A 19636-nucleotide genomic window follows, 5' to 3' on the forward strand; every position below is an offset into this window, starting at 1 on the left:
GGATGCGGGCTTGGCGGTTATCTCTTTGGTGCGCATCATTCGTGCCAACTGTTTTGCGCTGCCCCCTATTCCTAGAACTTCGCTTGGTTGCTTCTGAGGGCGCCGTGGTGATGACCGGATTTGTCGGCTTCTCGACATTGTCGCGTCGCAACCCGTGTCGCGGTCATTCCTGTCCGAACCGCTTCAGTACGGTGTCGAACGGGACAAAGGTGCGGCCCGGCGTGGCAGGTTTGTTCGGATCGTGGTCTTTGAGCACCTTGAAGACCCGATGGGTGAGCGGCGAGGAAACCGCGAAGTCCTCGTAAGCGCGTTCGAGCGTCGCGCGCACCCGCGCGGCAATCACCTGGTCGGGCAGACCGGAGAAATCTTCTTCGGCAAGGTATTGGCCCACGCGCTTCATGATATGGAGCCGCGAGACATTGAGCACCTTCGGGTCATAGGAGACGCCAAGGACTGCAAAGAACTCCTCCGCAGCCGACAGGCGCTTCAGTCGTGCGAGGATGTCGGTGACATCGATGGGGCGGCTGTCAGCGGAACAATTCATTGCATTCTCCCTGGTCGCAAAACTGTGGCGTCGGTGCGCTCGCGAACGGCTGAGCTGGACCCGCACAGCTCCGCGAGGGATGCCTCGCTGCACATTCCATCGTAGAGCTCGACCAGTTGAGTTGCAGTGATGGTCGATTTGGTCTCGGCCGCCTCGCGCCGGACGCGGGCCACCATCGCGGCTGCCAGATCCGGGTCGAGATCGCGACCGCTTTCGCTCAGCACATGGGCAATCGCAGTAGCGCCGGAATGCTTGCCGATGACGATACGCCGGCAGCGGCCCACGAGAGCTGGATCGAGCCCCTGATAAGTACGCGAGTCCTTCAGCAACCCTGCGACGTGAATGCCGGATTCGTGCGTGAAAACATCGGCGCCGACGACCGGTTTAATGGCCGCGGTTTGCCGGCGGGCGGCCCAAGCCACCTGGGCGGCGAGGTCGGGCAATGCGGTCAGCTCGATGCCGGTATCCGCGCCGTCGAGGACCGCCATCGCGGCGGCCACCTCTTCCAGCGCGGCATTGCCCGCACGCTCGCCGAGCCCCAGGACGGTGACGGACGCATGGCGCGCGCCTGCGCGGATCGCGGCAAGCGTGTTGGCGGCAGCAAGTCCGAGATCGTTGTGCGCATGAAATTCAAGGTCGATTGGAGACTGCGCCACAAGCTCGGCGACAAGTTCGAAGGTCGAAAACGGGTCGAGAACGCCGACTGTGTCGGCTAGCCTGAGGCGGCTTGCGCCGGCGCGTGCAGCCGTCTCGATGACGCGGGCGAGATGATCCCGATTGGCCCGCGAGGCATCCTCGCAGCCCACCGCGACGAAGAAGCCGGCGGCGGCTGCGCGCCTGACCATATGCTCGATGACCTGGAGCGCTCCCGCCTTATCGAGGCCGAGCTTGGCGGCAAGTTGTATGTCCGACGCAGGCAGCGATAGATTGACGGCGTGGACACCGCTCTCGATCGCTGCATCGAGATCCAGCGACGTCATCCGGCACCAGACCATGAGCCGAACCGGGAGACGCCGCGCGACCGCGGCGCGAATTGTTTCGATCTCGTCGGCGCCCATGACCGGCGTGCCGATCTCGATCTCTGTGACGCCGGCCGCCGCAAGAGACTCGGCGATCTCCAGCTTTTCCGTCATGGTAAAGGCGACGCCGGGCGCCTGCTCGCCATCGCGCAAGGTCGTATCGTTGAGAAAGACATGGCGGGTCATGAACGGTAGCCTGTTCTGCTGCCGCTCAGGCATAGACCGGATTGAACGTCTTCGGCGCCTCGCCTACCGGCCCCGGGACTGGGAAAGCCACGCAGCTTCTCCACGATTGCCGGCATGACCTCGAGCACCCGGTCGACGTCCGCTTCGCCGTTGTCCCGCGCCAAGGAGAAGCGGACTGCCGCGTGTGGCGTTTTCATCGCGCTCAGGACATGGCTCGGTTCCAGCGAGCCGGAGGTGCAGGCGGAGCCGGAGGAACACGCGATGCCCACGCGGCTGAGGAGAAGTGGAATTCCATCACTTTCGACATGTTCGAAGGAGATGTTTGCGGTGTTGGGCAACCGTTCCAGGGGATCACCAGTGACACAGGTGCTTGGGATGCGCTGGAGAATCCCGTCCTCTAAACGGTCGCGGAGCGACTTTACCCGTGTGGTCTCGTCGTCCATGAATTTCAAGGCGAGTTCGGCCGCCATGCCGAGCCCGACTATGCCGGGCGTATTCTCGGTGCCAGCACGCCGGTTGTGTTCTTGGTGGCCCCCCTTGATCAGCGAGTGGAAATTGACGCCACGTTTTACGAAAAGCGCGCCGATCCCTTTCGGCCCGTGCAGCTTGTGGCCGGAGAGCGACAGCATGTCGATTGCGGTCGACTTCAGGTCCATCGGAAGCTTGCCGACCGCCTGCACAGCATCGGTATGGAAAAGGGCGCCCACTTCCTTGGCCAACTCGGCAAGCCTGGCCACGGGGAAGATCACACCAGTCTCATTGTTCGCCCACATTATCGAGACGATTGCGACCTGTGGGGTGAGGGCGGCCATATAGGCGTCGAGGTCGAGCCGGCCACGGCAATCCACCGGGATCCTGTGCACCTTGACGCGGCGGGTCTTCTCAAGATGCGCGCAGAGCGTCAGCACGGCGGGATGCTCGACCGCGGACGTCACGATCTCGGTTCGGTTGGGCGCCGCCTCGAGCGCCGAAAGAAGCGCTGCATTGTCGCTTTCTGTCCCACCCGAGGTGAAGGTGATCTCATCGTCGAACTCCGCGCCAATCAGAGCTTGCAACTGCCTCCGCGCCTTTCTCACCGCCGCACTGACTGAGGCGCCAAGAGCGTGCGCCGACGAAGGGTTGCCGAATTGATCCCTAAAGAACGGCAACATCGCTTGCACGACCTCAGGATCGACCCGTGTGGTTGCGTTGTTGTCGAGGTAGACAGGTTTCATGTGCGATCCTCAGTTGAGCGGAATGACGCGAGCGCGCGACCGCCTCATTGAGCCTCTGGCGTATGCCGTTGATGATGATGGGCCCGAACTGGCAGCCGGCGCAGACGCCCGAGAGTTTGACGTAGACCGGATCGGCGTCGACATGGACAAGTCCGCAGTCGCCGCCGTCAGCCCGCAGGTAAGGACGCCCGAACACGACAACGTTATCGATAAGCCGAATTTGGCGCAGCGGCGCGATTTGGCGGCCAGCAGCTTGGGTGCCACCAGGAACCGAACTGTTTCGGGAGGCGACGTTCTTTGCGTCCTACCTGAAGCGATTGCCGGTCCCAACATCGGCTTCGACCTTGCCTTGTTCTTGAGGACAGGGACATCTGTTGTGCCGGCCATATAAGCCTCCTCTGCCGCAAATGAGTCCGTCGGCGGCAATCGCTTCATGGACCCGCACAGGCGCTTCGGGCGATCAACTGAAGGACTTGCCGCAGCCGCACTTCTCGCGCGCGTTGGGGTTATCGAAGACAAAGCCGCAAGATTCGAGCCCGGTGAGGAAGTCGACGGTCATGCCGGCGACATGCGGTTGGGAGCCCGCGTCCACGAACAGCTTGATCCCATCTGTCTCGGTGATCGCGTCGCCCTCGAGCGACACGCTCTCCAGGCCCATTAAGTATTTGAAGCCGGCGCAGCCGCCGGCCTGGACCATGATGCGAAAGCCTTCCGCCGGCTCGCTGGCGCGGGAAAGAGCAGTCTTGATGGCGGCAACAGCGTTGTCGGTGAGCGTAATCATGGCTCCATTCTCCTCAGTCCGGGACCTGCTTGCGCATCACGTTGCATGCACCGTGCCAAAGCGAAAAAACGTTTCAACACAGCGCGGCATCTCTGACACTGCTGTGGTTCTTGTGAGTCCATTGCTGCGAAGGTGTCGGCCAACCGACACGTACTGTCGGGTTTGTCGGGTCCGCCACGCGGGATGTTGGGCCTGAGTTGTTGGCTGAACTCACATTAAACCAACCAATGACCATTACAGAAGACTTCTTCTGAGCTTGCTTCGGCCCAATTGGCACGGTTTTTGAAGCTCCACTGGCGAGGCGGCAAGAGACTGCCGATCCACAATCGTGTCGTGGGTGCCCTCGCGATCGATGGGGCGAAGCAAGGGAGCAACATGTCAGGACTGGGTCAGACACGCTTTGTTTGGCGAAGCAGCGCCGCCCGTGGCATCCGAATGACCGATTGGCCGATTGCGACAACACCCACAATCGCTCACCACCGCCCGGTGGCCACCGACCGGCTCGATGTGATTCCATCGGCATGTGCCTGCTCGTGTCACTCGGGTCTCGCCGCTCCGATAGCACCCCCGGTTTTCGCGCGGGTGCGACGACGTGCGCACGCTGTCCAGCGACACTTTGTTCACGGGCCAGCAGCAGATCAGGGTCGAGCATTACGGCGCGCCCTATCGGCTGAAGATTCACCGGCAGGGCAGCTGATCCTCACACGTAGGTGGAAGCAGGGGTAAGACATGGACCAGCGCGAGAAACCGTCGCCGGACGAAATCCGGCGGGCGTGCGAAGACAATCCGAAAATCCGGGAGCATGATCTCGCCGCTCGATTGGGCATTTCGGAAGCCGAATTGGTCGCGGCGCATTGTGGTCACGGCGCGGTGCGCATCGAGCCGCGCGTCGATGACCTGCTGATCGGCCTCGAAGCGGTCGGCGAGGTGATGGCGCTCACCCGCAATGAAAGTGCCGTGCACGAAAAGATCGGCGTCTACGACAAAGTGGTCACCGGCAACCAGCATGCCATGGTGCTCGGCGACGAAATCGACCTGCGCATCTTCCCGAAAGCGTGGGCGTATGGCTTCGCCGTCGAGAAGCGCGAGGGAGCCGAGATCCGCCGCAGCCTGCAATTCTTTGATGCCACCGGCGAGGCGATGCACAAAGTACATCTCAGGCCCGCCTCGAACCTGCACGCCTATCAGAATCTGGCGGCAAAGCTCGCATCCTCCGACCAGGAGCCGATCATATCGTTCAAGGCGAGCGGGGCGGGCGATAACGCAGTGAGTCCGGACCAAGCCGCCACGGTCGACGACCTACGCGAGCACTGGAGCCGCCTGAGCGACGTGCATCAGTTCTACGATATGTTGAAGACACTGAAGCTCAGCCGCTGCCAGGCGATGCGTATGGCCGGCGAGGATTACGCCTGGCAGCTCGACAATGATGCCGTTGGCGCCCTGTTCCAACAGGCGGCCGAAGACGAGATGCCGATCATGTGCTTTGTCGGCAATCGTGGTTGCATCCAGATCCATTCCGGCCCGATCAAGTCGGTCAAGCAGATAGGGCCGCGGATCAATGTGCTCGACGAGACCTTCCATCTGCATCTTAGGACCCATCACATCCGCGAGGTCTGGGCCGTGCGCAAGCCGACGAGGGACGGTCACGTCACGTCCATTGAAGCCTATGGCGCCGACGGCAAGATGATCATCCAGTTCTTCGGCGCGCGCAAGGAAGGAGAACGCGAGCGCAGCGACTGGCGGTTTCTGGCCGAGAGTCTGCCACGTGTTCCCGGTCCGACCTACAGGGAGGTGTAGAGTGCCGACAGGCCCTCGGATTGAACCGGCCGCCATAGGACTCGGCACCACGTTGCGACAGCGGCTGCGAGTCGTAGCGCATACGGACGGTTAGGTGTGCACGCCGGAATTGACCGCATCGATACAGTCAAGCTCGTCGCCGGCCGGACTGCTGCGCACGAGTGCATCGCCGTCTGACCGAAAATCCTTGCAGCGCCTGCGAGCGATAAAACGCATACGCCATCAGGGCCGAACCGAAGCGCGGCTCGACCTTGTTGATATTTCCGATCATCGCGCGCAAGCGCCGACGGGTCTTGTCGGACCGCACCCGATCCTTGCGCTGGATCGCGTCGTTGCTCAATCCGGGCCGTGCGAGCCCGGAAGGCTGTGCAGCAGCAGCCAAGCCGAACAGCCCGATGTCGCGGACACGACAAAACCGACCACGGATGTCGGTTGTCGGACGTTGTCCTAAGAATGATGGACAGGTGATCATCAGCGGCGGGCCCAGTGCAGGCTGGCATTGATTGGTGCAGCGCCATGGGTACGCCTATCCGGCACGGGACTTGCTTCGACAATTTGATCAGCAGGGCATCAGCAGTGCGTCACGGTGCTCAGAGGTGATTAACCAGCCTCTCAACCCTAACGGGGATAAGCGGCGGCTTTGCTTCATGACCGCAGCGCGGCGGAGATGCCCCTTCTGATCGACTTCGCAACCGATCTCATCCGCGCTGGTGCAGGTGGGCTGTATCAGGCGACAGAATCTAGAAGGCGCCCGACAAGAGACGTGCCCATGCTGGAATCGACTTTATGAACAGCGGTGCAATCTCAATCGAGCCATGAACGCCAATGTAGAGAAAACAAAATGGCGACCAACCCCGTTCCAGATCATGTCCCGCCCGAAATGGTGAGGGACTTCAGCCTGTTTACATCGCCAGGGATGCCACCAACACCCAACGGGGATCCACACGCAGCTGTCGCTTGCGTACATGACGGGCCTCCGATCTTTTACTCCCGCTACAACACGCAAGATGGCCGGGGTACCTGGGTCATCACCCGTGCCGCGGACCAGCGGAAGGTGCTGCAGGACGCAGAGACTTTTTCCAGCCATCGCAGCATCTTCTCCTCCATACTGGGTGAAAACTGGCCGACGATCCCGCTTGAGCTCGATCCACCGGCCCATGGCGTCTTTCGCTCACTGCTCAATCCGCTGCTTTCGCCAAAGCGGGTGTTGGCTCTGGAACCGGCTGTCCGCGAACGGGCGGTCGAGCTGATCGAAAGGATCGCCGCGTCGGGCACAAGCTGCGACGTGATGAAGGATTTTGCCTTTCCTTTCGCGGTGAGCACCTTTCTTCGCTTTCTGGGGTTGCCCGATGACCGACTCGATACATTCGTCGGCTGGGGGAAAGATCTGCTCCACGGCGACGATAAGGAACGACCTGTGGCTGCCCGGACGATCGTGGCATTCATCGACGAACTTGCAGCCATGCGCCGCCAGGAGGCGGTTGACGATTTCATGACCTTTATCGTGCAGGCACAGGTCGAGGGCCGCCGGCTGACGGACACCCAAGTCCGCGGCATCGGCGTGCTTGTCTTCGTCGCTGGGCTCGACACGGTCGCAGCAGCTATAGGCTTTGACTTGGCGTACCTCGCGCGCAACCTCAAAGATCAGCAATTGCTGCGGAGCGAACCGGACCGCATCCCGCTCGCAACCGAAGAATTGCTGCGGGCCTATCCGCCCATTCAGTTGATCCGCGTGGCTACGAAAGATATCGACTTCGAAGGCGCGCCGATCCGGAAGGGGGACTATGTTTCCTGCGCCACGATGATTGCCAATCGTGACCCGGCGGAATTCGAATGCCCCAACACGATCGATTTGGAGCGGGAGGACAACCGCCACGCCGCGTTTGGCTATGGTCCCCACCGTTGCCTTGGCTCACACCTTGCCCGGCGGGAGATTGTCATTGGGCTGGAGGAGTGGCTGGCGCGCATCCCGGCTTTCATGATCAAGCAGGGTACGGCACCGATAACCTCTGGCGGCCATGTGTTCGGGATCGAAAATTTGATCCTGGACTGGTCTTAGGCCCGCCCCGAGCCGGGGCACAGACAATGGAGGCAGCGCCATGCGCATCATCGTCCAAAAGGCCAAATGCCAGGGTCACGCGCGATGCGCGGCGCAAGCGCCGGACATCTTCAAGCTTGATGACGAGGGCTACATCCTGCCTGGTGACATTGAAGTTGCGGAAGGGGAGGAACTGCCTGCATCGCGGGGCGCGCGATCCTGTCCTGAACGTGCGCTGGAACTCACCCGCTGCGCGCTTTGAGGACTCATTCAACCGAGAGTCTGGCGGGCTTGAACCATGTGGCCGCACTCAGCACGCGACCTCTGTCCCGCACGGTTCACGTCCAACTCTGCAGGGGCATTTCCGGCGCCAGTGTTTCCCGTGAGGCGCAAACGGCAGGGCAGGGGTTCGCGAACACCTCTTCCAATCACAGAATTTGCGTCAGAGCCGATGGACCAGACGAGAATTGCCGAACTACTCGACGCGAGGCGACCCGGAGTGCCATACCGAAGAACTGCCCGACCCATGTTGCGGCAGGCCGGGTCTCTGCATGATTTGATAGGACAAACCAGGAGAACGCACCATATTTGCCCAACATTATGCCCGGCTCAGCACCGGCCAATGGCCGCACATCGAGCTGGAGAGGAGGTTCGACCAGCATGTGCTTGCCTGTGTGCTTTCACGTGCGCTCGAGGAGATCGAGGCCGGCGAGGTGACGGCGACGGAGGCAACCGGACTTTCGCGCGCCGAGCTGCGCGATGTCCTGGTCCGCTGTTTCCCTGCTTTTCCTATCAACGCGTTTGCCTTGAAAGAGGTGAGCGAGCCCGAGCCCGACCTGGAGGAAGAATTTCTGCGCGGACTGCTGCTGGCGCACGCCCGGCCGGGCGACCCGGCGAGCGCCCGCTTCGCCAAGATCATCGCCCGGCGTGCCATGCGCAATGACCATCTCTGGCAGGACCTTGGCCTTTTTAATCGGACCGAGCTCGGCCGCCTGCTCGCCTCGCATTTTCCGACGCTGGCGGCCGGCAACACCCAAAACATGAAATGGAAGAAATACTTTTACCGCAAGCTCTGCGAGGCCGAAGGTTTTTCGCTGTGCAGCGCGCCCAGTTGCCGGGAATGCAATGACTTCGAAAACTGCTTCGGCCCGGAGGAAGGCGAAAGCCGCCTCACACGGATCAAGAACGGCATCGCCTCGGATTGAGAGCCGCTTTCGTCAGTCGTAGAGCCCCAGCGCTCGCGCCGCGCCATATGTCTCTTGTCGAATGTCGACGGACGCCTTCGAGGGGGCGCCCTATGGCGACACGACATCTGCATCGATGTCCCGCGCCTCCGCCAATGCCCCGGCTGCGACACGTCGTATAACCGAGGCTGCCCGCAAGGCAGAGGCCGCGCATCGCATAGCGCAACCATGACGGGAGGGGCGGACTCGATACTTGCCGCATGCGTTTAGGCGCACCGCGCGTGCCCCAAAGCGCACATTTTTCCAATTGAAAATATGGGGGTCTATCGTGCTAAAGGGATAAGAATGCGGTGTGTAGGCGCGAGGAGCTGTCGATGAATGAACTTCTGGGTCTGTCCATCGATCTGCAAATCGTACTTGTAGCCGGATACCTTGGCTATCGTGTCTCGATAATTGGCCGCGGCATTGTAGATCGAACAGAGGACTTTGTCTTTAAAGTCCTAACCTACGGGCTGATCGGCAAATTAATTGCCCACAGGGTTATAGATTCCTCCTTGCTTGTAAATAAGGCGCAGCCGGAAGCAATTTTACTACAGACCGGAGCCGCAACGGTCGTGTTTTCAGTCATGGCTGCATCACTTTGGCGGCGCGCATTCTCAGGCTGGTTCTCTTGGGCGATGAAAAAGCTCACCATCTATCAGGACGACCATGAAGCCTCAGTATGGTCTTCTATTGTTAATTGCCGATCTATCTGGGACTATGTTCAGGTCCACCTTGCAAGTGGCAAGATAATCGAAAGCCATTTCTCACAGGTTGATGAAGCCATACCAATGCGCGGCATTACTTTGAATGAGGATGGCTTAGCCATGTATGTTACGGCCATCTATCGTCCCGATGGCTCACAAGATAAGTTTGCGCCGCAAAACGACGGTGGCTTTGCGGCGCTAACTTATATTCCTCGTGATCAGATCACGCAGATGGATATATCGTGGAAAGCCTCAGGCTAAGTTCTAGGCTTGCCGGATTGGCCACCACCGCCGGACCCGGTGGTAGCTGGCCTAGCAGAGCTTTGATTGTTACCGCTCTTGGGCGAAACTGTCGGCGTGGAACTCTTCTGGAGATTGCCGCCGCCGCCACTTTTCTTGCTGGTCATGATCTGTTCCTAATTTTAAAGGAATACGGCGGGCCGAAGCCCGCCGCTGTGGTGATTTCACTTGTCTTTCTTCGTGTCACCGTAACCAGGCTTGGGTACGCGTTCTACCGTGGTTTCGCGAGGATTCTGCTTCGCTTCTTCCACGGTGATAAAGCGGCCAGACTCAGAGTCGCGGCCGACATCAAAGGTCTTACGTCCAGACATGGGAGGATGTCCTTCTGGTGGCTTGCCAATGAAGCCTCGGGGCGCTAGCTACCGACCTGCTACGGAGCGGACTCGCGGTCTTGTTCGTCCACTCGGCGCCACAATACCGCGAGTACGCTTGAGACAGAGGCAGGCACCGAATGGGTGCCTGCCTCTTTTTTATGCAGAACTTGATTAGCAAGTAAACAGATAGTCTCTGTTTCTTCACAACAAAGTCGTGAAGCAAATAAGTCAGCACTGCTGCCGTATTTTTTGTGCGCCGTCCCACGGCGGCCTTTTCATTAGGAAACACAACGACCAACTTTGACGCGGCCGAACGCCGCGCGAAGCACAAGCTTGCCTCTGCATCCCAAGCACACCCGGGGGTGAGATCAGCTTCGGGCCGTGATCGGCCGCCTATTCATCGTCTTCTGTGTTTTCCTCGTCGTCGCTGTCTGTTTTTTGGCTTCGGCGCAGTAATCACTGCGGGAGAGGTTATAAACTCTAATGAGGCCCATCGTCGAAACGCCGAAGGATTGACTGCAGGCATTGAAAATACCATAGGCTTCCTTAAGAGCATCGACGGGTGAATTCATATCATCGCATTGCTCGATAGCATCGTTGCCGGTCATAGCATTGAAGTTGTAATTGCTCGCGAGGTTTTGAAGGGCCATAGCCCTGCTGTAATCGGACTGGCGGTCCAAGGCACTGGCAATCCGCAGGCGCCGCCCAGATCGTCGATGCGACGACAATCGTGCAGCACCTCAACATCCCGCGTCCGCCTTACAGTCTGAATAATCGAGGGAGACAAGCCCGTTGCAATCGACAACAAGATTGAATTTGCAGTTGTCCAATCCCTGTTGGCGCTCTGTCCTGCAGGCGGACAATTTTGCTTTATTGCAGTTAGGGTTGTCCTGAGGCTTCGGCCGTTCGCTGCCGCCGCCTCCACCGCTGCCGGGACTTGCACGGACCGCTGCGGTGCCATCGGCAAAAGCCGCATTGCTCAATCCGAGACAAATGATCAGAAAGAAGATCCCAAGCTCCATAGCTAAGACCCCTGTCAACATACTCGAAAGTATCATACGGGCTTACATTATGAAGGGCGCATAAGGTTCAGCTTCCGGCCTTCCTCCAACCGGCCGCACGCGCTTCGGCCTCGCTACAGAACCAACTTCCCCGAATTCCGGCCCGGATGATCGTCTGTGAATAATATTTCTGGCCGGGCACGTGATAGATATGCTCGCCCGTGTCGATGCTGACATTGCCCTTGATGTCGCAACTGCCGGTTCTTCCGCTCATGGGCGCCTTAGGTCGAGGCGCCATCTATCCTACCCGCAGGCGCGAGACTGGCACCAACTCCAAGCTCGTCTGAGTTGAAGGCGAGGAAAGCCGCCAAGAGCACCACCACCATCGCGAAGATGTATTCAGGTCGCCAGCGTCGCCGCCGCTTCCTTGCGTTCTTGCGCCAACGGTCAGCCTGGTCGGCCCCTATATGATGCTGGACTTTGCCCACGCCCCTCGTTCTAATGGCCTTTGCAAGTTGCTAAGTGCAGAAGTGTCCCGCGGAAGTCGGGGAGCTCCTGACCATCCGCCGGGCCCCTACTACTTGCGTCGTTTCTTTGCTGCGCTTGAGATCTGGGCACTTGCGTAAAAACACGGCAGTTATCAGTGTTGTCCCAGTCGCAGTGGAAGTTTTCTATCCCGGACATCTCGTGTGCTTACGCACGCGTCGTAATTAAGATTGCATTTTTGGCAGAACCGGCAGCCGCCAGCAAGGGTTCCATAGCGCTGGCAGCGCTCATCGTCGCCAAATGGAAACCGGTGCCGGCGAGGTTCGCGTGTCTGGCGGCGAAGGTCGCCGTGGCTCGGAGGTGAAGCCGGCGAGGCGCTTGCGCTGGTCCATGCGTAATCATGCGGAGGATCGCGCCGCGCCGTGCATGCGATTGCATCTCTCGTCCCGCTGCGCTGCTGAGGCCTCTCTGTCAGGCGGTCTAGGTCTCGCGCTTCGGGCCGAGCAGGAACACTGTCAGGGCGGCGAGGAACGTGGCAACAGCACTGTAGGCAATGGCACTGGTAATCCCGGCATTGTCCACCAATAGTCCGCCGAAAATCGCGCCGGCTGCGATTGCCACTTGGAACGCTACGACCATCAGCACACCGGCGCTTTCGGCCTGCTCGGGAACGGCGCGCCGCACCATCCACGTCTGCAATCCCACTGGCACCGCGCCGAAGGCAAAGCCCCACGCGGCAACCGCAATCGCCGAGCCCGAGGCCGATGCTCCCGCCGTCAGCAGCGAAACAGCGGCTATCGCTATGAGCAGCGGGGCAAGGGCCGCGACTGCCTTGAGACTGTACTCGGCCAGAAGCCCGCCGGCCAAATTGCCGAAGAATCCGCCGATGCCAAAAGCAAGCAACACAAGCGAGATCGTGTCGACATCCAGCGCGGGAACCTTCTCGAGGAAGGCGCGGATATAGGTGATTCCGGCGAAGTGGCCGGAAGCGACCAGCAGGACGACCAAAAGCGCGACCTTGACCATCGGAATCTTGGCCACATCCAGCAGGCTGCGCAAGCTAGCCACTCCGACCGGAGGCAGCCTCGGAATGGTTATGAGTTGCACCAGCAGTGTAGCGGCGCCGAAGGCTGCGGCGAGCATGAAGGCGCTTCGCCATCCCCAAATATCGCCGACATAAGCGCCGATTGGAGCTGCGCAAACGGTAGCGACGGAAACGCCGGTGAGGATGATCGACATCGCGCGCGGCAGGAGGTGGCTTGGAACGAGCCGCATCGCCAGTGATGCCGACATCGACCAAAAGCCTCCGAGCGCTATGCCGAGCACGACGCGTGCAGTCAGGAGAACCGCCAGCGACCACGCGCCGGCCGCCAGAACGTCCGACAGGATCAGCAGCAGCGTCATCGCCCACATGACGATCCTGCGGTCCAGGCGCTTTGTGATGATGGCCACCGTCGGCGCCGAGATCGCCCCGACGATAGCGGTCGCCGTCATCGCCTGTCCAGCCGCACCCTCGGTGACACCGAGATCATGCGCGAGGGGCGTGAGCAGGCTGACAGGCAGAAACTCTGCCGTCACCAACCCGAAGGTGCCCAAGGAAAGCGAAATGACCGCACCCCATGCGGGACCAGACGGTTGGTCGGGCTTTTCTGGGTCGTGCAGAACAGCGTCCATGACGCCTGCCGCGGATCGGGTCATGAACGAAGTCTCCACTTTGGATGCACTGCAACATGAGGTTGGCTGCCTTGACCCACATTAAAGACACAAGCGCATTTCGCGGCGGCGTTGCACGGAGGAGGGGATGTTCATTGCTTCGCGATATTTTGTGACGGTGCGGCGCGCAACATCGATGCCGGTTTCCTTCAGCCGGACAGCGATGTCATCGTCGGAAAGCACGTCGCCGGGAGATTCTGCGGCAATTATCGCTTTGATCCGATGGCGGACAGCTTCGGCGGAGTGCGCATCGCCGCCTTGGCAGGACGCGATCGCGACGGTGAAAAAATACTTGAGTTCGAAGACTCCGCGCGGAGTAAGCATGTACTTGTTCGAGGTCACCCGGCTTACCGTCGACTCGTGCACGCCGATCGCGTCAGCGACGGTTCTGAGATTGAGAGGTCGCAGGTGGGCGACGCCATGTTCCAAAAAGGCATCCTGCTGGCGCACGATTTCAGCCGCAACCTTAACAATCGTCTTGGCGCGCTGATCGAGGCTGCGGATTAGCCAGTTCGCGTTTTGCAAGCATTCGTTGAGAAATGCTTGATCTTTCGAATTTTGGACAGTTTGACGCGACACTTCGGCATAGTAGGTTTGGTTGATCAGCAGCTTGGGGAGTGTGGCCGGATCAAGTTCGATCTGCCACCCGCCTTCCGGCGAGGGCGTGACCCAGACGTCGGGTATGATTGATTCAGACGCACCGGATTGGAATCGGTTTCCAGGCTTGGGATCGAGCGCCCGAATCTCATGCATCATGTCGAGAAGGTCGTCTTCATCGACGCCGCAATGCTGCTTCAGTGCCTGAAAATCGCGTCGCGCAAGCATTTCAAGATTGGCAACCAAAGCTGCCATTGCCGGGTCGAACCGGTCTCGCTGGCGCAACTGGATTTCAAGGCATTCTCCGAGAGTTCGGGCAAAAATTCCCGGTGGATCAAAGTGCTGCAAGGTTCCGAGAACCCGTTCCACATCAGCCTCCCGGACATTCAGGCTCTCGGCCAGCTCCAAAAGGTTTGCCCGAAGATAGCCAGTGTCTTCCAGATCGGCGGCAAGCTGGCCAGCGATCAGCCGCTCCTGTGGTGTGAACGCAGTGAGGGCGATCTGACGAGCGACATGGTCGTGCAATGTCTCGGCGAGGCTGGCAAACTCGTCGAGGGAAGGGCCATTACCCGGCGGGTTGTTGGTCGTGTTGCGAAGTGATTTCCATTGCCCGAGCCGTTCAGGCGAGCCGGCCCCGGTCGGTCCGTCAACGGCGTTTGCGCGTGGGCCGACACGCTGATCCGCTCCCGAAATCGAAACATCGCCAAAAGGCCCGCCATCGTTTGACGCAGATTCCAAGAGCGGGTTCTTCTCGATTTCCCGCTCCACGAACTGATGCAGTTCAGTATGCGCCAGTTGCAGCAAGCGAATCGACTCAATGAGTTGAGGCGATGCGACCATGGATTGCTTCTGGCGCTGAAGCAGGCTTGCTGAGGATTGCATGGTGAGCGCGATAATCCTGTCGAGGGAGCCTCTTGGGGCGGGCAATGGCACCAGTGAGACGTTTTCTAGGTCATGCGGCGGCTTTCAGCGTTTCGAGAACGTTTTGCGGAGATGAGACGCCATAGGGGTCGGCCTCGCAGTTGTCGGAGAAACCTTCCTCCTCGAACCACTGCTCCACCACGCCATTGTTGATCAGGGCGGCGTAGCGCCAGGAGCGCATCCCGAAGCCGAGATTGTCCTTTGCGACCAGCATGCCCATCTTGCGTGTGAACTCGCCTGAGCCATCGGGGATGAGCTCGACCTTCTGCAGGCCCAAGGACTTCCCCCACGCATTCATGACGAAGGCATCGTTGACGGAGACGCAGTAAATCGCGTCAATTCCCTCCTTCTCAAACTCATCATAGAGCTCTTCGAAATTGGGCAGTTGGTAGGTCGAGCAGGTCGGAGTGAAGGCGCCAGGCAGCGAGAACAGGATGACGCGCTTGCCGGCAAAGTAGTCGTCAGATGTCTTTTCTTCCCAGCGATATGGATTTGGGCCCTGGACTGACTCATCGCGAACACGCGTGAGAAAGGTGACGAAGGGAACCTTCTTTTGAACGGTCATCAACTTGCTCCTCAGGAAAAAACTGGCGCGCCGGATTCTGGCAGAGGCTGGCGCAATACCGAGCAAAGGCTCGTATGCCGGGCATGAAATGAGGCCCTCGCGGCTCGCACCCTCCTTTTTCCATCCCGATGTAGGGGAACGTCTTGGCTGCTGGTCTTCGTCACCCGAACGCCATCGAACTGAGCAAGTGGAGGCTGTCGAGCCGCTGGGGCAATCTTTCCACGGCTATGGCGCCGGAAGCGGCATCCATCGCTCGCGCTCGTGCCCGGGACAAAGTGATAGCGGGCCCGAAGTAGCCAATATCGAACGCGTGTGGAGGCCTCAAATGTGACTTCACGCAAGAGACCCGCGTTACTGAGCTGGTTCGGCGTATTGTCGAAGTTTGCCAGTGACACGACCTTGGCTTCGCTGGCTCTTTGATGGGGCTGTTGGGCACTCACATGCTGATCAGAACCGGTAGACGGCAATTGCGCGAGCGCCATGTGTTGGCGTGCCGCCATCGGACCAGCCGTGCGCAAAGCGGCTGCCGAGGAGGGACCTCCGAAGGAGATGATGTACCGATGTTCAGCGGGAACAGGCACCGTCTCCTCAGGCCACGGTCTAGAGCTTCGCGTGTCGGGCATGGCGCAAGTCGCTTTCATCGTGTTTTGATGGGCTCTGACCAGGAGCAGCAAGCGGCGTGCCATTTCAAATAGAGGTGCTGTTGGACCGCCCCCTTCTTCTCGGAGGCCGTGTCTTAGAAGATCGGGCGCGCGCTATACCGCCTCGTCACAGAGGCAACAACGATGCTGTATGGTGCGGATATTCGGTGCTTCAGCCCCGGCTGGGCAAAGAAGAACCGGAAGCCGAGCCGGTGCACTACCTGAGGCTGGCGGGCACTCCAGTCATTGCGTAGCGTGTGCCGCTAGCGTTCATGGGTGCGCAGGCACGGCTATCGCGAACACGAGCCTGTCGCAGCAACATGAGCGCGCGCTCTTGGGCAAGCGCCCGGCGCCGTGAGGATCGAATTCCCCAATCGTGTCTGTTTGCCGCCCTCTTATGTTCGAAACTGGACCAGAATGTCGCAAGCCCGACCTAAAGGTCGCCCGAGGCGTTCTGTCCGACACTGTTCCGTCGCCTTTGTTGGCCCGCGACACCGGCTTATTTCGCCTGGCTCTTCTCTGGCCTCAGGCCAAGCCGCTGAGAAGCTGCCACAATTTTTTTCTGCTGCGGCCAAATTGGCACGAGATTTGAAGCACCTTCGTTGCGGGCCGGGAGCCGCCGACCGACTTTCATTTCGTGGATGACACGAATGGAACGAAGAAAGAAAAGCAAAATGTCAAATCCGCCTCGGATAGCGTCTATGGGCAGGGGGGTCCTCGGCGAAACCGCCCTTACCCAACAGCGCGCCGCCCTTGTCGACCCTTGCGCAGGAAATCTCGGCCAGCGGCGGCTCAAAGGCCCACCACACCGACCTTATCCTGAAATCGATGGTGCAGGATAAAGTTCTGCATCTCGCCGCGCGGTGTGCCTAGACAGTACACGTTGGCCGATCTTGATAATCAGGCCGGCCTTCGGAGGACGTCATCTGTATGCCTCAGGTCATTCGCTGCCGCAGCGCCCGCCGGTCACCTTCCGCCCTCCATCGCTATAGAGTGAAGTGCCAGCATGCCCGAACAACCTTTGCCGACGCTGCCGATGTGGCGCGTCGATCACATCGAGCCCTCGCCCGAGATGTTGGCGCAACGCGCCAACGGTCCGATCCACCGCGTGCGCTTCCCGTCCGGGCACGAAGGCTGGTGGGTGACAGGCTACGATGAAGCCAAGGCGGTGCTGTCCGACGCGGCGTTCCGGCCCTCGGGAATGCCGCCGGCGACATTCACCCCGGATTCGGTGATTCTCGGATCGCCGGGGTGGTTGGTCTCGCACGAGGGGGGCGAGCATGCCCGGTTACGCACGATCGTGGCGCCGGCCTTCAGCAACCGCAGGGTGAAGCTGCTCGCGCAGCAAGTCGAGGTGATCGCCGCGCAGTTGTTCGAGACACTGGCGGCCCAGCCCCAGCCCGCCGACCTGCGGCGCCACCTCTCCTTTCCACTTCCGGCCATGGTCATCAGCGCGCTGATGGGCGTGCTCTACGAGGATCACGCCTTTTTCGCCGGGCTGTCCGACGAGGTGATGACGCACCAGCATGAAAGCGGCCCGCGCAGCGCGTCGCGCTTGGCCTGGGAAGAACTGCGCGCCTACATTCGCGGCAAGATGCGGGACAAGCGCCAGGATCTTGGCGACAACCTGCTGACGGATCTGCTCGCGGCGGTCGACCAGGGCAAGGCGACCGAGGAAGAGGCGATCGGCCTGGCGACGGGCATGCTGGTGGCGGGGCACGAGAGCACCGTCGCGCAGATCGAATTCGGCCTGCTGGCCATGTTCCGCCATCCGCAACAGCGCGAACGCCTGGTCGGCGATCCATCCCTGGTGGACAAGGCGGTGGAGGAAATCCTGCGCATGTACCCGCCGGGCGCCGGCTGGGACGGCATCATGCGCTATCCGAGGACCGACGTGACCATCGCGGGCGTGCATGTTCCCGCGGAGAGCAAGGTGCTGGTCGGCCTGCCGGCGACGTCGTTCGATCCGCGCCATTTCGACGACCCGGAAATCTTCGACATCGGACGCGACGAAAACCCGCACCTGGCGTTCTCCTACGGGCCGCACAACTGCATCGGCTTGGCGCTGGCCAGGCTGGAACTCAAGGCGGTGTTCGGTTCGATCTTCCAGCGCTTTCCCGCGCTGCGCCTGGCCGTGGCGCCCGAAGAATTGAAGTTGCGCAAGGAGATCATCACTGGCGGGTTCGAGGAGTTCCCGGTGCTCTGGTGATGCGCGGACGCCACCAGGAACGCGATGTTCTCGAATTGCCGGCGCGCCTGCCGCGCGCCGATCAGATCAGCCAGCCAACAGGTGACCAAGATGGACGTGCAAGAAACCACGGCAGCATGCCGGGACGCCTTCGCCGAACTGGCGTCGCCAGCGTGCATTCAGGACCCGTACCCATTCATGCGGTGGTTGCGCGAGCACAATCCGGTACATCGCGCGGCGTCGGGCCTCTTTCTGTTGAGCCGCCACGCTGACATCTACTGGGTGCTCAAGGCCACGGGCGATGCTTTTCGGGGGCCGGCGCCAGGCGAACTGGCGCGCTATTTCCCGCGTGCGGCGACCAGCCTGTCGCTAAGTTTGCTGGCGTCCACTTTAGCGATGAAGGAACCTCCAACGCATACGCGTCTGCGCCGGCTGATCTCGCGCGATTTCACCATCGGCCAGATCGACAAGCTAAGGCCGACCATCGCTCGCATTGTCGCAGCGCGCCTGGACGGCATGGCGCCCGCACTGGAGCGCGGGGAGGCAGTGGACCTGCATCAGGAATTCGCGCTGGCCTTGCCCATGCTTGTTTTCGGCGAACTGTTCGGCATGCCCCCGGACGACATTCTCGGGCTCGTCACCGGCATCAACGCCATTCTGGAAGGCCTGAGCCCGCACGCCAGCGATCCCCAACTCGCTGCGGGGGACGCTGCCAGCGCCAGGGTGCAGGCCTACTTCGGCGACCTCATACAGCGCAAGCGCACCGATTCCCGCCACGACATCGTGTCAATGCTGGTCGGCGCACACGACGACGGTGCCGAGATGCTGTCGGATGCGGAATTGATCAGCATGCTCTGGGGCATGCTGCTGGGCGGCTTCGCCACCACTGCCGCGGCCATCGGCCATGCGGTCCTGGCGATGCTGGCGTATCCCGAACAGCGGCACTGGCTGAAGGGAGATGCCGTGGGGGTGAAGGCTTTCGTCGAAGAAGCCCTGCGCTACGACGCGCCCGCCATGTTCAGCTCCATTCCGCGTATCGCCCAGCGCGACATCGAACTGGGCGGCGTGGTGATCCCGAAGAACGCGGACGTGCGCGTGCTGATCGCGGCCGGCAATCGCGACCCGGACGCCTTCGCCGATCCCGATCGCTTCGATCCCGTGCGGTTCTACGGCACCAGTCCTGGCATGTCGACCGACGGGAAGATCATGCTGACCTTCGGCCACGGCATCCACTTCTGCCTTGGTGCGCAACTGGCCCGGGTGCAGTTGGCCGAAAGCCTGCCGCGGATCCAGGCGCGCTTCCCCACGCTGGCATTGGCCGAGCAGCCGACCCGGGAGCCCTCCGCGTTCCTTAGGACGTTCCGCGCGCTGCCGGTGCGGCTGCATGGGCAGGAGGGCTGA

General features: G+C 60.8%; 20 protein-coding genes. 8 read left to right on the forward strand and 12 right to left on the reverse strand.

Features of this window, described 5'->3' with window-relative positions; genetic code table 11:
* Positions 1-163: 163 nt before the first annotated feature.
* From nifW to NKJ81_RS25575, 5 genes are all read right to left on the reverse strand, one after another.
* Positions 164-544 (reverse strand): nitrogenase stabilizing/protective protein NifW, encoded by a 381-nt coding sequence (gene nifW, locus NKJ81_RS25555; RefSeq protein ID WP_352542076.1) that lies wholly within the window; start codon positions 542-544, stop codon positions 164-166.
* Positions 541-1749 carry a homocitrate synthase gene (gene nifV, locus NKJ81_RS25560; RefSeq protein WP_352542077.1) on the reverse strand — a complete coding sequence of 403 codons (1209 nt, stop codon included), beginning with the start codon at positions 1747-1749 and terminating at the stop codon, positions 541-543. The genes nifW and nifV overlap by 4 nt, the downstream gene beginning before the upstream one ends.
* Entirely contained in the window at positions 1746-2963 is a 1218-nt protein-coding gene (gene nifS / locus NKJ81_RS25565) for a cysteine desulfurase NifS (RefSeq protein WP_352542078.1), read from the reverse strand. Before nifS ends, nifV begins: the two co-directional genes overlap by 4 nt.
* Positions 2914-3159: a NifU family protein gene (locus NKJ81_RS25570; RefSeq protein WP_352542079.1), complete on the reverse strand. Its 246-nt coding sequence runs from the start codon at positions 3157-3159 to the stop codon at positions 2914-2916. The genes nifS and NKJ81_RS25570 overlap by 50 nt, the downstream gene beginning before the upstream one ends.
* Before the next feature lie 264 nt (positions 3160-3423).
* Positions 3424-3744, reverse strand: coding sequence for an iron-sulfur cluster assembly accessory protein (locus NKJ81_RS25575; protein ID WP_352542080.1), 321 nt, complete (start codon positions 3742-3744; stop codon positions 3424-3426).
* A gap of 592 nt (positions 3745-4336) precedes the next feature.
* Between NKJ81_RS25575 and hemP the strand changes: the two genes are divergently transcribed.
* Complete coding sequence (gene hemP, locus NKJ81_RS25580) at positions 4337-4441, forward strand: hemin uptake protein HemP (RefSeq protein WP_023678236.1); 105 nt, start codon at positions 4337-4339, stop codon at positions 4439-4441.
* A 32-nt stretch (positions 4442-4473) separates the two neighbouring features.
* Entirely contained in the window at positions 4474-5541 is a 1068-nt protein-coding gene (locus NKJ81_RS25585) for a hemin-degrading factor (RefSeq protein WP_352542081.1), read from the forward strand.
* Between the two features lie 127 nt (positions 5542-5668).
* On the opposite strand, the gene NKJ81_RS25590 is transcribed toward NKJ81_RS25585, so the two are convergent.
* The gene (locus NKJ81_RS25590) at positions 5669-6013 is read right to left on the reverse strand and encodes a hypothetical protein (protein WP_352542082.1); all 345 of its coding nucleotides are present in this window, start codon (positions 6011-6013) and stop codon (positions 5669-5671) included.
* A gap of 369 nt (positions 6014-6382) precedes the next feature.
* Here NKJ81_RS25590 and NKJ81_RS25595 point away from each other — a divergent pair, with 369 nt between their 5' ends.
* The 4 genes from NKJ81_RS25595 to NKJ81_RS25610 all read left to right on the forward strand — a co-directional run bounded on the left by NKJ81_RS25595 (position 6383) and on the right by NKJ81_RS25610 (position 9770).
* Complete coding sequence (locus NKJ81_RS25595) at positions 6383-7600, forward strand: cytochrome P450 (RefSeq protein ID WP_352542083.1); 1218 nt, start codon at positions 6383-6385, stop codon at positions 7598-7600.
* Positions 7601-7640: 40 nt separating this feature from the next.
* The gene (locus NKJ81_RS25600) at positions 7641-7841 is read left to right on the forward strand and encodes a ferredoxin (protein ID WP_352491466.1); all 201 of its coding nucleotides are present in this window, start codon (positions 7641-7643) and stop codon (positions 7839-7841) included.
* Between the two features lie 322 nt (positions 7842-8163).
* Complete coding sequence (locus NKJ81_RS25605) at positions 8164-8784, forward strand: nitrogen fixation protein NifQ (protein WP_352542115.1); 621 nt, start codon at positions 8164-8166, stop codon at positions 8782-8784.
* Between the two features lie 353 nt (positions 8785-9137).
* On the forward strand, positions 9138-9770 hold the full coding sequence (locus NKJ81_RS25610; RefSeq protein WP_352542084.1) for a hypothetical protein: 633 nt from the start codon (positions 9138-9140) through the stop codon (positions 9768-9770).
* A gap of 203 nt (positions 9771-9973) precedes the next feature.
* Here the strand turns inward: NKJ81_RS25610 and NKJ81_RS25615 are convergent, their stop codons facing one another.
* From NKJ81_RS25615 to NKJ81_RS25640, 6 genes are all read right to left on the reverse strand, one after another.
* Positions 9974-10120, reverse strand: coding sequence for a hypothetical protein (locus tag NKJ81_RS25615; RefSeq protein ID WP_352542085.1), 147 nt, complete (start codon positions 10118-10120; stop codon positions 9974-9976).
* A 371-nt stretch (positions 10121-10491) separates the two neighbouring features.
* Positions 10492-10803, reverse strand: coding sequence for a hypothetical protein (locus NKJ81_RS25620; RefSeq protein ID WP_352542086.1), 312 nt, complete (start codon positions 10801-10803; stop codon positions 10492-10494).
* Between the two features lie 409 nt (positions 10804-11212).
* Positions 11213-11398 carry a sunset domain-containing protein gene (locus tag NKJ81_RS25625; protein WP_352542087.1) on the reverse strand — a complete coding sequence of 62 codons (186 nt, stop codon included), beginning with the start codon at positions 11396-11398 and terminating at the stop codon, positions 11213-11215.
* A gap of 692 nt (positions 11399-12090) precedes the next feature.
* A complete protein-coding gene (locus tag NKJ81_RS25630) occupies positions 12091-13308 on the reverse strand; it encodes an MFS transporter (protein WP_352542088.1) in 1218 nt (405 codons plus the stop codon).
* Between the two features lie 57 nt (positions 13309-13365).
* Positions 13366-14802, reverse strand: coding sequence for an RNA polymerase factor sigma-54 (gene rpoN, locus NKJ81_RS25635; protein WP_352542089.1), 1437 nt, complete (start codon positions 14800-14802; stop codon positions 13366-13368).
* Between the two features lie 70 nt (positions 14803-14872).
* Positions 14873-15406: a peroxiredoxin gene (locus tag NKJ81_RS25640; protein ID WP_352466644.1), complete on the reverse strand. Its 534-nt coding sequence runs from the start codon at positions 15404-15406 to the stop codon at positions 14873-14875.
* 1647 nt (positions 15407-17053) lie between these two features.
* Here NKJ81_RS25640 and NKJ81_RS25645 point away from each other — a divergent pair.
* Positions 17054-18256, forward strand: a complete 1203-nt coding sequence (locus tag NKJ81_RS25645; RefSeq protein WP_352542090.1) for a cytochrome P450 — start codon at positions 17054-17056, stop codon at positions 18254-18256.
* Between the two features lie 90 nt (positions 18257-18346).
* Positions 18347-19636: a cytochrome P450 gene (locus NKJ81_RS25650; RefSeq protein WP_352542091.1), complete on the forward strand. Its 1290-nt coding sequence runs from the start codon at positions 18347-18349 to the stop codon at positions 19634-19636.

This window comes from Mesorhizobium sp. M0018, assembly GCF_040323955.1.
In the GTDB taxonomy this organism is placed as follows: domain Bacteria; phylum Pseudomonadota; class Alphaproteobacteria; order Rhizobiales; family Rhizobiaceae; genus Mesorhizobium.